Source organism: Paraglaciecola mesophila KMM 241 (genome assembly GCF_000315015.1).
Lineage (GTDB): Bacteria > Pseudomonadota > Gammaproteobacteria > Enterobacterales > Alteromonadaceae > Paraglaciecola > Paraglaciecola mesophila.
Genome location: NZ_BAEP01000030.1, coordinates 71,212 through 83,722 on the forward strand (window position 1 = coordinate 71,212; position 12,511 = coordinate 83,722).

A 12,511-nucleotide genomic window follows, 5' to 3' on the forward strand; every position below is an offset into this window, starting at 1 on the left:
TATGCCGTCTCCTGACGTGAAAGGCGCCCAACGTGGCTACATTATCCCCATTGGTGGGGCCGAAGAAAAAATAGATAAGCCCATGATATTGCAACGCTTTGTCGACCTCGCTGGTGGTAAAGACGCCGTAATATGCGTGATCCCGACTGCGTCTCAGTTAGATGACACAGGCGAACGCTATGAGAAGATATTTGCAGAACTTGGCGCGGGGAAGATATTCTCGTTGCCGATTACTGAGCGCGCCGATGCACAAAAGCAGGAATATGTAGATCAGCTTGAAAAGAGTACCGCCATCTTTATCACGGGTGGCAATCAGCTTCGCTTATCGACCATATTAGGTGGAACGCCGATCGTTACAGCCATTAGGCAACTTAACGCCAAAGGTGTGCATTACGCTGGCACATCTGCTGGGGCGGCAATCGTTTCACAGCATATGATTACTGGCGGTAATACCGGCATAGTGCCAACCGCGAACGGGGTCAGTTTAGCGCCGGGCATGGGGTTAATTAATACGGTCGTTATCGACCAGCATTTCAATCAACGTAATCGATTATCACGCTTGCTAAGTGCTGTGTCATATAACCCATTTTTAATTGGTATGGGTCTAGATGAAGACACCGCTGCTTTTATTGACGGTGATAATATATTGACTGTGGTAGGTAGCGGGGCAATTACCATTATCGACCCATCCGATATTGACCATTCATCAATGGCGGATGCTGGTGGAGATGAAGCATTAACGCTACTGAACCTAAAAATGCATATTTTGGCGCCGGGCAGCCGTTATGATTTTTCCAGTAAACAGGCTTATATCAAATAACACATTTTCAATGTTCCAAGCTCCGTCCTATACAAAAACAGTAGCTTAGGCTGCTGTTTTTTTATACCTTAGAACTATTCAAATCAGTGAGAAATCAGTTGTATTCTTGTTCACGCTAGATTGTCTGCTCTACGTCCTACAATAATTAAACCTAAAGGGAAGAACGCTATGAAGATAATTAGCTCAAATGTGTATGTTGGTCCAAATGTGTATGCAAATTTTCCTGTTATCCGCCATCAAATCGATATTGGTGAATTAGAAAACTGGCCCTCTGTAAAGCTTGGTGAGGGATTTATTAATGGTTTGATTGCTGCTTTACCCACGTTACAAAGCCACGGGTGTTCGTATCGTGAAGAAGGTGGTTTTTTGCGGCGCCTCAAAGAAGACGAAGGGACTTGGATAGGACACATTTGGGAGCATGTCGCCCTTGAACTGCAACACTTAGCAGGCTCTGATGTCACCTACGGTAAGACTCGCAGCTCAGGGAAGCTAGGGTGTTACGACGTGGTTTATCAATATAAACAACGGGACGTAGGTTTAGAGGCTGGTGAATTAGGCTTGCGCTTATTGAAGCACTTGATGCCCAAAGTCGTACAAGACGCACTCGTTACTGCAACTAGCGATGATTTTGATTTTTCTGAAGAACTCCACGATTTTATTCGCATGGCACAGCGCAAAGAATTTGGGCCCAGCACAGGGTCGTTGGTCAGCGCTGCTGAAGCGCGTGATATTCCTTGGTTGCGGTTGAACAATTATTCATTGGTGCAGTTTGGTCATGGCAAGTATCAAAAACGCATTCAAGCGACCATTACCAGTGAGACTAAGCATATCGCAGTGGAAATTTCCTGTGATAAAGAAGACACCCATAACTTATTGAATGATTTAGGCTTGCCGGTCCCCCAGCAAATTATGGTTTATGGTGTGCCTCAAGCGATTCGTGCCGCCAAGAAAATTGGCTATCCCGTGGTCGTTAAACCGCTCAATGCTAACCATGGACGGGGCGTTACCATCAACCTGTTGAGTGATGAGCAGGTCGGGATCGCATTTGAAGAAGCGCAACAATTTGGCACTGGTAAAGCGGTGCTTGTTGAGAGTTACCTAAGCGGTTTCGACCATAGAATGCTAGTGGTGAACAATGAACTAGTTGCCGTTGCAAAGCGTGTACCGGGCAACGTGGTAGGGGATGGTAAGTCGACGATCAGTGAATTGGTTGATTTGGTTAACCTCGATCCACGGCGCGGCATAGGGCATGAAAAGGTGCTCACTCGCCTTGAACTCGACAACCAAGCATTGCGCTTGTTGGAAGAGGCCGATTATGACGAAAATACGATTCTTGAAGAGGGACAGCTCTTCTATTTGCGCTCAACAGCTAATTTGTCTACTGGCGGCACGTCAATCGATGTGACTGACATAGTGCATCCTGATAACCGTGATATGGCAGTACGGGCGATTAAAGCCATTGGGCTAGATATAGGAGGTGTCGATTTTTTAACAGAAGATATCAGTAAATCCTATAAAGAAATCGGCGGCGGTATCTGCGAATGTAACGCAGCGCCAGGTTTCAGAATGCACGTGGCACCAAGTGAAGGTAAGCCACGAGACGTGTCGGGTAAAGTCATGGACATGCTCTTTCCGCTTGGCAGCGAAGCACGTATCCCCGTTGCGGCGATTACCGGCACAAACGGTAAAACAACGACCAGCAGAATGCTTGCCAGTATTGTTAAGTCAGCAGGTTTTACCACCGGCATGACCTCCACTGATGGGGTGTATATTGACGGTCATTTAACGGTTAAAGGCGACATGACTGGGCCTACATCGGCACAAATTGTACTGCGTGATCCCAGCGTTGATTTTGCCATACTGGAAACCGCCCGAGGTGGAATTCTCAAGCGCGGCTTGGGATACACTGAGTCAAATGTGAGTGCGTGCTTGAACGTAACAGCGGATCATTTGGGCCTACGAGGCATCGATACTGTTGAGCAATTAGCTAAAATTAAACGCGTGGTCGTCGAAGTCGCAAAAGACTGTGTGGTACTCAATGCTGATGATATTTTGTGCCTGCAAATGGCGGATTACTGCGAAGCTGAACACATTTTCTACGTAACGATGAACCCAGGGCATGGCTTAGTGAGGGAGCATATCCGCAGAGGCGGCTTAGCAGCGGTGCTAGAAAAGGGCATAAATGGCGACATGATAACCATTTATGATAAAGGTGCGCATATTCCTCTGTTATGGACACACCTGATACCTGCCACAATTGAAGGAAAGGCGCTGCACAATGTGCAAAATGCCATGTTTGCTGCCGCCATGGCTTACAGCTTTAAAATTTCTTTGGAAGACATTCGCCAAGGCTTACGCATTTTTAATACCTCTTTCTATCAAGCTCCAGGCAGACTGAATATTTACGATGAACATCCATTCAAAGTTATTCTTGATTATGCCCATAACCCTGCCGCTATTCAGACCATTACTGATCTAGCCCTAAGACTGGATATCACAGGAAAACGACGTATTGTGATGGCCATGCCGGGTGACAGACGCGACGAAGATATAATTGAAGCGGCTAACATTACCGCAGAAGGGTTTGACTCGTTTATTTGTAAAGCCGATGACGACAGACGTCGCCGTGGCTTTGACGAAGTACCACAATTGCTCAAGCAAACTCTACTTGCAGCGGGTATCAGTGAAAGTGACATTCAAGTGATCCCGTCCGAAGAAGAAGCAATAGAAAGCGCTTTAAACCAATGTGAAAAGGGCGATCTACTGATTATTTTGGGAGATGACATCACTCGCTGCTGGAAACAAATAGTGCATTTCAATGCTGAAGAAGGCGACGCGACGACAGAGGATGAGCCGTCACATACTTATCCTGAAAAACTCTATGAGCCCATCGAACATAAATTTGAACTGGCTGAAGGTCAGCGTCTTGTGCATGATGAACGTGGTGTGCGCTTAATAGTGGAACATGATGAAGAGTCTGACTAAGCGTCTGATAGACAACTTGATGAATTCTTTGATCAATAGCGCGGGAATGAATACGCCATGTTAGAGCTTGATGAAGTTAGGCGGCTCACTGGGCCGAACCTTTTATGGGATAAACCCGGGGCGATAGTTGACGTGTTACTCACTGAAGCTGACAAACCTGAGGTGCTTGCGCATTGGAACAAATGGATAGAGCGCCTGCTAACCGACTTTGGCTGGCAAGCGCAATCTCATACCTACCGAGAGCATGAGCACGGCTTCAACTTTGCGATTAGTGCGCCTATCGACGCCCTATATACTGCATGCGAAGTCGCTGAACTGGCGTGGCATTGCTGCGCCAGTGAAGTTCAACAGCAAGCGCTGCCCGATTGGAAGGAGCGAATGCGTGCACTTCGCGCTGAGCTAGTACAAGAACAAAATCCCTTGATGCTAAGCATTATCGAGAATGCTGGTCATCATAATGTGAGTTGTTTGTTCGATGATGATGAACTGAGTTTAGGCATGGGAGCGCAGCAAGATAGGTGGCCAGTGGACGAACTTCCCCTGGTGGATAAAATCGACTGGGCAAAATACCAACACATACCCTGTGCATTTATTACCGGCACCAACGGTAAATCGACTTGTGTGCGGCTCGCATCGCAAATAGCCAAAGCACAGGGCATTTGCGCGGGTGTAACCTCCACTGATTTTATTCGCGTGGGGGATGTAATCATCGAGCACGGTGATTATTCTGGCCCAGGTGGGGCGCGCATGTTATTACGCGATAAACGAACCGAGATGGCATTTTTAGAGGTCGCCCGAGGGGGTATTTTGCGCCGTGGCTTACCTGTTCATCATGTTGATGCCGCGCTGATTACAAATGTCGCTAGCGATCATCTTGGACAGTACGGAATTTATACCGTTGAAGCCCTAGCACAGACCAAATTCGTGGTAGCAAAAGCGCTGAGTAAGGACGGAGTATTGGTTGTTAACGCCGATAACGATTTAGTTGTACAGCACGCTAAAACCCTTAAAAATAACCTGTGCTGGTTTAGCTGCGGCGAATTCAATTCTGAAGTTCAGCAACAGATATCAACCGGAGGCCGTGCTGTTTTTGTGCGCTCTGGTGAGGTGTATTATCACCAAAACGGTGAGTATCAGGCTATTTGTAATATCCACGACATTCCTATGACGCTGCAAGGTGCAGCATCGCATAATGTCCAAAATGCGCTGGGTGTGGTGGGGCTGTGTAAGGCGCTTGGCTTGTCAAATGAAGCGATCGTAAGCGGTTTGAAAAATTTTGGCAGCGATGCGTTAGATAATCCAGGCCGTGGCAATATTTACAACATCAATGGCAGTCAGATCATTGTCGACTTTGCCCACAACGAGCATGGCATGAAAGCGGTAGTGGACATGGCGCGGCACATGCCAGCCAATAAATATGTTGCGATGTTCAGTCACGCAGGGGATCGCAGTGATCAGGAAATTTTCGCCCTGACCGATGCAGTGCTTGGGCTAAATGCAGCGCTGTATATTCCAGCTGAGGTTGAAAAATATTTACGCGGTCGTCAGCCAAACGAAGTGTCATCCCTTGTGCAACAGCATTTGATGAGCGCTAATGTTCCAGGGCAACAGATTATGCTTGCTGCTAGTCCACTGGAGGGAGTGAAAACTGCCTTAGCCCATGCATCGCCTGGGGATGTGGTGTTACTGTTTGTACTCGACCAACGTCAAGAAATCCATGAATGGTTGAGTCATTTAGCAGACTAGAGATGCAGCGGATAGCCATTCAACATAGCTCGTTTATACAGAGCTCATTGATGGCCTACGCGTGCTCAATGTGCGGAGTGGGAAAGCGCAAGCTGATTTTTGCTCCGCCTAGCTCACTGTCCTTAATCGTCAATGTGCCTTGATAGGCATCCACCAAATCAGCCACCACGGCCATGCCGATCCCTTGGCCTTCTTTGTAGCTGTCAAGGCGGGTGCCTCTGTTGAGTAATAGTTGGCGTTTTTCGATCGGGATGCCTGGCCCGTCGTCTTCCACATCAATAAATACAAACTTTTCGTGCGCCACAATATCAACACGAACCTTGTGCTCTGCTGCTTTACAGGCGTTATCCAATAGGTTGCCCAATAACTCCATTAAATCTGTACTATCGCCGTAAAATTGCGCCGGAGTATCACCGTTAACTTGCTCGATTTTAAGCTGCTTTTGGGCGTGCACTTTATTCATAGCGTTGATGAGTTTGCTTAAAACAGGGGTTATCTCTACCGCTTGCTCCCAGGCTGCGCTACTACCTGCTACTGCGCGCTTTAGTTGGCGCTGAATTTGTAAATCAATTTGGTTGATGGGCTCTCTAGCATCATCGGGCAGTGCTGTATTGCCTGATAACACGGCTAGCGGGGTTTTCAGGCCGTGGGCTAAATCACTTAAGCTGTTCTTATAGCGGCTGCGCTGTTGTTGTTCGGTGGCGAGCAGGTGATTAATACTGCTTTTTAGTTTCTCAAGCTCAGGGGGATAGGTTTGGCTGATGTGTTGAATGTGACCGGCTTCCGCTTGTTTGATTTGTTTGATCAAGCGGTTAATCGGCCATAATGCGGCGTTCAAACTCAGCAGCAGTAACCCAAGCAATACCAAAGCGATTAAGCTTAACCAGCGCCACAGCGTAGTGATAAAGGCTTGTTCTTGAACATTATATGCGTTTTTATCTTGCAGAATATGGAAACTCACTGGAACGAAATAACCGCCAGCATCGAACTCTGCTGTATAGGCAAATAAAAAGTACGGCTCAAGTAATGCATATTCTTCATCGAAGCGCTCTTTACCCACTTCCGGCGCATAAAATTCGGGCATGACCTGCCAATTGAGGGTCGATAACGAGCGCCACACCATCTCATCGTCAACCTTGATAAACGCGTACAAGCCTGAATCTGGGATGTTGAGCTGATCGTTAAAGAGGTGCTCAGGCATGACCGGTTGCGTGCCAGACATTTCAAATTCAGAAATCAGCGTTAAGCTTTGCACCCGCAATTGCTGCTGCATTGATTCACTTAAACTGCTGGTAAATGCACTCTCAAGGGTAAATGCGGCCAGCGGAATGAATACAACCAATACCAACAGGGCAGCGGCAAAGCTGCGAAGGCGTAAGGATAAATTGCGCACCCGTTAGACTTGGAATTCTCGACTGATGCGATAACCACGCCCGCGCATGGTTTCAATCGGGTTGATGCTTCCTTGTGGGTCGAGTTTTTTACGTAAGCGGCCAACGAATACTTCAATGACGTTGCTGTCTAAATCAAAGTCTTGATCGTATATGTGTTCCGTAAGCTCAGTTTTTGACACCACCTTTTTTGGGTTGAGCAACAGGTATTCAAACACCTTATATTCATAGGCCGTAAGTTCAATATCTTTGCCGCTGACGCTGACTTGCTCGCTTAAGGTATTTAGGCTGATGGGGCCAAGTTCAATCGTGGGGTTAGCTTGACCGGCAGAGCGCCTAATAAGCGCTTTAACGCGGGCGAGTAATTCTTCGTTTTGAAATGGCTTAGTCAGGTAGTCATCGGCGCCGGCATCGAGTCCTTCGACTTTTTCTTGCCAACGATCACGCGCGGTTAAAATGAGGATAGGGCAGGTGACATTATTTTTTCGGGCTTTTTGAATAACTTCAAAGCCATCCATAACAGGCAAACCGATATCGATAATCGCCAAGTCGTATGGGTGTTCACTTAACAAAAACAGTGCTTTGGCGCCATCATCGGCTAAATCAACACTGTAGCCATGGGTTTGTAAAAGTGTGTCTAACTGAGTTAATAAACGGCTGTCGTCCTCGACAATTAAAATGCGCATTAGTCGTCCTTCTTACCACTTTTTACAACTCGACCTGAGCGTTTATCAACGTCAACGTTGACCACACGCCCTGATTTTTGCAGTACTTTTACGCGGTATTTATTTTTACTTTGGTCAACTTTCAATACACGACCTTGTACCTGCTGCTGGGCTTTTTGAGCAGCTTGGTTTTTATCTATTTTAGCGCTGTCGTCTTGGGCATAGGCATGACCTAACAAACCCGATGAAAGACTGAGAAATAAAATAAATAGTGTATTTTTGGCGATATGTTTCAACGATTGACCCCATTCACAAACGGTTACGGATAGTTTAGCGCAATCAATACCTTGGTGGAAATACTTCTACTTAAATCAACATCCCAAGCAGGTATAAAGTCCCTTAGAGGTAAAGCGCGCCAGTGACGAAGTTTGCTTCGAGAGTAAGCTTACGGGCTGTTAGCTGAATTGTGCCTGAATTGAATATGCATTATCTGAGTGTGCAAGAGCTGAATAAGCCGCGAAGAACGTACTTACGAATTATGGGCGATAGTGAAAAGCCAGAGCGAACCGATTAAAAATCGACCTTCTTCCTAAGCTGCTTCTTTTGCCCAGATTTCTTTTTGGTCTCGACTCTGCGCACTTGTGAACCTTTGGTAGGTTTTGTGGCTTTGCGGGGTTTTTGCACGACGGCAGCGTCACGCACAATAGCGGCCAAACGCTCTAGGGCGTCTTGTCGATTCATTTCTTGGGTACGATGGGCTTGGGCTTTTAATACTAATATGCCGTCTTGGGTTATGCGCTTATCGTTACTGTTTAACAACTGCTCTTTATAAAACTCAGGTAAAGATGACGCTTTAATATCAAAGCGTAAATGAATGGCGCTTGATACTTTATTGACGTTTTGACCGCCCGCACCTTGAGCACGAATAGCCGTTAGTTCAACTTCGTGATCTTGTAGCGAAATATAGCTTTTGATAAAAATCATTTTGTTGTCCTTTTACTGCAATGGCTTTACGTGGTGCTTGGCTAACGCGCTAAAGAATACGAGGCCGATTCGAAGGGAACTACGAATGGCCTCGCACACATTGTTGTATGTTAAATGCGTTACGGCAGAACCTTAATATAGGGTTTTACCGTGACGTTCTTGTACACGCCTGCATCCATATATGGGTCAGCATCGGCCCAGGCTTGGGCATCCTCTAAACTTGGAAACTCAGCGATAACCACAGAGCCAGTGAAACCCGCCTCGCCAGGATCCTTGCTATCAATAGCAGGACAAGGGCCTGCAACCAATAAACGCCCCTCATCACTTAGCTGTTGTAAACGGGCTAAGTGGGCAGCGCGTGCTTGTTTGCGAAGTGGCAAACTGTTTTCTACGTCTTGTGAATAAACTACATACCACATGGGCTTTCCTTATTTTTTAGTTGCTTGTTTCATGGCGCTAACAAACTCACGAAGCTTGCTAAGCATCACCTCAGGCTGAGACAGGTTTTGTTCAATGATATTCACTGTCGCTGAGCCTGAAATGGCGCCGGCTGCTCCTGCAGTGATCGCTTCTTTGACTTGCTCAGGTTTAGAGATGCCAAAGCCTAATAGTGGTGGAGCCACCTTGTACTGGGTTAACTTGGCAATCAACTCACTGGCAGGAATGGTGGCAGCTGTTTCAGCCCCTGTGACTCCAGCGCGGCCAAGTAAGTAGGTGTAACCTTGTGATTTTTGACCGATTTCGGCCAAGGTCTCATTACTGGCGTTAGGCGGAGCAATCAGGATTTGCTTAATACCCGTTTCGTTGGCAATAGCAATAAAGCGGTCTGCTTCGCGAAGTGGCACATCCGCAATCAGAATCGAGTCAACACCTGCATTAGCCGCATCGTTATAGAATTTTTCAAGACCGGGTTTGATGACCAAGTTGCTATAAAGCAACAAGCCAATAGGTGTATCAGGATAGATCTCACGGAATTGGCGTATCACCTCAAAACAATCACTGGGGTGAATTTTATGACTCAGGGCTCGAATGCTCGCCTGCTGAATCGTAGGGCCATCGGCAATAGGATCTGAGTAGGGGATACCTAACTCTAGTGCATCAGCGCCGCCTTCGGCCAAGGCTTTTAAAATCTCTAAGGACGTAGCTATGTCAGGGTCACCTAGCATCACGAAAGGTACAAATGCGCCCTCATTCGCTGCATCTAAACGGGTGAACATATCGGCGTAACGGTCGTCGTTACGATCCCCGTTACGGAAGTTTTGATTACTCATTGGTTTGGCCTCCCAAAATGCTGTGTACGTGGGCTAAATCTTTGTCGCCACGACCGGATAAATTAACCACTATGATGGTGCCATCTTCGGCTTCATCTGCCATGTTTAAGGCATGCGCTAAGGCGTGTGATGATTCAAGGGCCGGAATGATACCTTCTTTGCGGGATAATAATTGAAATGCATAAAGCGCTTCGTCATCGGTGACAGCGGCATAAGTGGCGCGGCCAATATCGTGTAGATGAGCGTGCTGCGGGCCAACAGCGGGATAATCAAGCCCTGCAGATACTGAATATGACTCTTCAATTTGGCCGTCTTCATCCTGCATGATGTAGCTGTATGCACCGTGCAAAATACCTGTGGTGCCTTTACCGATAGCAGCGCCATGTTCAGCCGTGTGCAAGCCTTTACCTGCTGGCTCAACACCAATTAACTGCACGCTTGGCTCGTCAATAAAGTCAGCGAACATACCAATGGCGTTTGAACCTCCGCCCACGCAGGCGACTACCGCGTCAGGTAAGCGACCTTCTTTGGCCATAATTTGCGCGCGCGTTTCTTCGCCTATCATACGGTGGAATTCACGCACTATGGTCGGGAATGGGTGAGGGCCAGCCGCGGTGCCGAGCAAATAGTGAGCTTTGTCATACGTTGCAGACCAGTCACGCATAGCTTCGTTAACGGCATCTTTTAAAGTGCCTGAGCCTGCGTTTACAGGGATGACTTCTGCGCCCATTAAACGCATTCTAAATACGTTTGGTGCTTGGCGCTCAACGTCTTTAGCTCCCATATAAATACGTGCTTTTAGGCCTAAAAGCGCGCACGCTAAAGCCGTGGCCACACCGTGTTGCCCGGCACCTGTTTCGGCGATAACTTCTGTTTTACCCATGCGCTTGGTCAGTAGTGCTTGACCTAGCACCTGGTTGGTTTTATGAGCGCCGCCATGAAGTAAGTCTTCACGTTTTAAATACAATTTCACATTTGGGTTGGACACCAGATTACGTGACAAGGTCATTGCCGTGGGGCGACCAGCGTAATCGGTAAGTAATTCCATAAACTCTTTTTGGAATTCAGGATCGCTTTGGGCGTCAATAAACGCTTGCTCTAGCTGATCAAGCGCGGGAATAAGCAGTTCTGGTACGTACATACCACCGAACTGTCCGAATTTGCTCTCTAAATGATTCATAATAATTTCTCGTCTTTAAATCGTTAAAATATGGGCTGTTCGTTTCGCTTTGAGCTAATACGCGCGTAATTTTTCAAACACGCTCTGCAGCTTTTTCTCGGACTTTTTGCCAGGGGCGTCTTCTACGCCAGAGTTTAAATCGATTCCACCGAGGCCAAGTGCAGCAGCTTGTTGCACATTATCTGGGTTGATACCACCGGCCAGAATGATTTTGCTGCGGGTTTGGGCACTAAGGGCAGCCTGCGCGAACAATTGCCAGTCAAACGCCTGGCCTGTGCCTCCGCTTTGTTCGCCAACTTTGCAATCTAATACAAAACGATCAACGTTCTGTTCATCAAGGGCGGGTAGGGTATGAGTGATCCCCTTGGCTAACCAGATTTGGCAATCAGTCAAATTCGCATTATTAAGCGCACTGCGCAGTTCATTAATGTAGGACTGTGACTCACTGCCATGCAGTTGTACCGCAGCTAGGCCAAGGGTGTTTGCGTACTCAACGACCAGTGCAACGTTGGCATCAACAAACACGCCAACGTAGTTAAATGGAACCGCAGCCACTATGTCTTTGGCGTCATCAAGTGATAAGTAACGCTTTGATTTCTGTGCAAAGATAAGCCCAGCATAACTGGCGCCCATTTTTGCTACATCCGTGGCGTCTTTTGCTCGGGTCATACCGCATACTTTGATTATGCCATATACCAAACGTTTTACCGCTTGGGTGACATTATCTTGGGCCATCAATGCACTGCCTACCAAGAAACCGTCAACAATAGGTGATAAACGGCGTACGTCTTGATGGGTATAAATACCCGATTCTGAAATAATCACATGTTCGTGGGTGGCTTGGTTTACCAGCGGCACTAATTTCTCAGTGGTGGCTAAATCTGTGCTCAAGTCACGCAAATCTCGGTTGTTGATGCCGATAATATTGGCTTTGAGAGCAACTGCGCGATGAGCTTCTTCTTCGTTGCTCACTTCGGTAAGTACATCAAGGCTAAGGCTGTGGGCGATATTGGCTAATTCAAGATATTCATCGTCAGTCAGTACTGACAGCATCAATAAAATAGCATCGGCGTTGTGATAGCGGGCCAAGTAAACTTGATAAGGATCAACGAAAAAGTCTTTATTAATCACGGGCTGGGTTACCCGCTCGCGAACATACTCTAAATACTCGAACTTTCCTTGAAAGTACTTTTCGTCAGTCAGTACTGAAATGCACGCGGCGTAAGGTAAGTAGGCTTCAATGATCTCATCTAAATTAAAGTGCTCTCTTATTAAACCTTTGGATGGAGAGGCTTTTTTACATTCTAAAATGTAGCCTGCATTGGGCTGATTGAGCGCATCAAAAAAGCTACGCTGTGATGGCTGTAAACCATCAATAAAGCTTGCCAAAGGTAAATCAACTTTGCGCTGGGCAATTTCTTGGCGTTTATCGGCAACAATTTTTTCTAATACATTGGCCATTTAACTTC

Annotated in this window: 11 protein-coding genes; 3 read left to right on the top strand and 8 right to left on the bottom strand. The window is 46.9% G+C overall.

From position 1 onward, the window contains the following. The first annotated feature begins 1 nt into the window (after nt 1). From GMES_RS07295 to GMES_RS07305, 3 genes are all read left to right on the top strand, one after another. Nucleotides 2–820, top strand: a complete 819-nt coding sequence (locus GMES_RS07295) for a cyanophycinase (protein WP_006991989.1) — start codon at nt 2–4, stop codon at nt 818–820. A 168-nt stretch (nt 821–988) separates the two neighbouring features. Continuing rightward, complete coding sequence (cphA, locus tag GMES_RS07300) at nt 989–3,805, top strand: cyanophycin synthetase (protein WP_006991990.1); 2,817 nt, start codon at nt 989–991, stop codon at nt 3,803–3,805. A 57-nt stretch (nt 3,806–3,862) separates the two neighbouring features. Further along, nucleotides 3,863–5,551, top strand: a complete 1,689-nt coding sequence (locus GMES_RS07305) for a Mur ligase family protein (RefSeq protein WP_006991991.1) — start codon at nt 3,863–3,865, stop codon at nt 5,549–5,551. 55 nt (nt 5,552–5,606) lie between these two features. On the opposite strand, the gene GMES_RS07310 is transcribed toward GMES_RS07305, so the two are convergent. The 8 genes from GMES_RS07310 to trpCF all read right to left on the bottom strand — a co-directional run bounded on the left by GMES_RS07310 (nt 5,607) and on the right by trpCF (nt 12,503). Further along, nucleotides 5,607–6,944, bottom strand: a complete 1,338-nt coding sequence (locus tag GMES_RS07310) for an ATP-binding protein (RefSeq protein WP_006991992.1) — start codon at nt 6,942–6,944, stop codon at nt 5,607–5,609. Nucleotides 6,945–6,947: 3 nt separating this feature from the next. Continuing rightward, nucleotides 6,948–7,628, bottom strand: coding sequence for a response regulator transcription factor (locus tag GMES_RS07315; RefSeq protein ID WP_006991993.1), 681 nt, complete (start codon nt 7,626–7,628; stop codon nt 6,948–6,950). After that, complete coding sequence (locus GMES_RS07320; protein ID WP_006991994.1) at nt 7,628–7,903, bottom strand: PepSY domain-containing protein; 276 nt, start codon at nt 7,901–7,903, stop codon at nt 7,628–7,630. Before GMES_RS07320 ends, GMES_RS07315 begins: the two co-directional genes overlap by 1 nt. A gap of 274 nt (nt 7,904–8,177) precedes the next feature. Continuing rightward, on the bottom strand, nt 8,178–8,591 hold the full coding sequence (gene arfB / locus GMES_RS07325; RefSeq protein ID WP_006991995.1) for an alternative ribosome rescue aminoacyl-tRNA hydrolase ArfB: 414 nt from the start codon (nt 8,589–8,591) through the stop codon (nt 8,178–8,180). A 119-nt stretch (nt 8,592–8,710) separates the two neighbouring features. Further along, entirely contained in the window at nt 8,711–9,010 is a 300-nt protein-coding gene (locus GMES_RS07330) for a YciI family protein (RefSeq protein ID WP_006991996.1), read from the bottom strand. Nucleotides 9,011–9,019: 9 nt separating this feature from the next. After that, complete coding sequence (trpA, locus tag GMES_RS07335; protein ID WP_006991997.1) at nt 9,020–9,862, bottom strand: tryptophan synthase subunit alpha; 843 nt, start codon at nt 9,860–9,862, stop codon at nt 9,020–9,022. Further along, nucleotides 9,855–11,042 carry a tryptophan synthase subunit beta gene (gene trpB / locus GMES_RS07340; protein ID WP_006991998.1) on the bottom strand — a complete coding sequence of 396 codons (1,188 nt, stop codon included), beginning with the start codon at nt 11,040–11,042 and terminating at the stop codon, nt 9,855–9,857. Before trpB ends, trpA begins: the two co-directional genes overlap by 8 nt. Nucleotides 11,043–11,096: 54 nt before the next feature. Further along, a complete protein-coding gene (gene trpCF / locus GMES_RS07345; RefSeq protein WP_006991999.1) occupies nt 11,097–12,503 on the bottom strand; it encodes a bifunctional indole-3-glycerol-phosphate synthase TrpC/phosphoribosylanthranilate isomerase TrpF in 1,407 nt (468 codons plus the stop codon). Nucleotides 12,504–12,511: the final 8 nt, after the last annotated feature.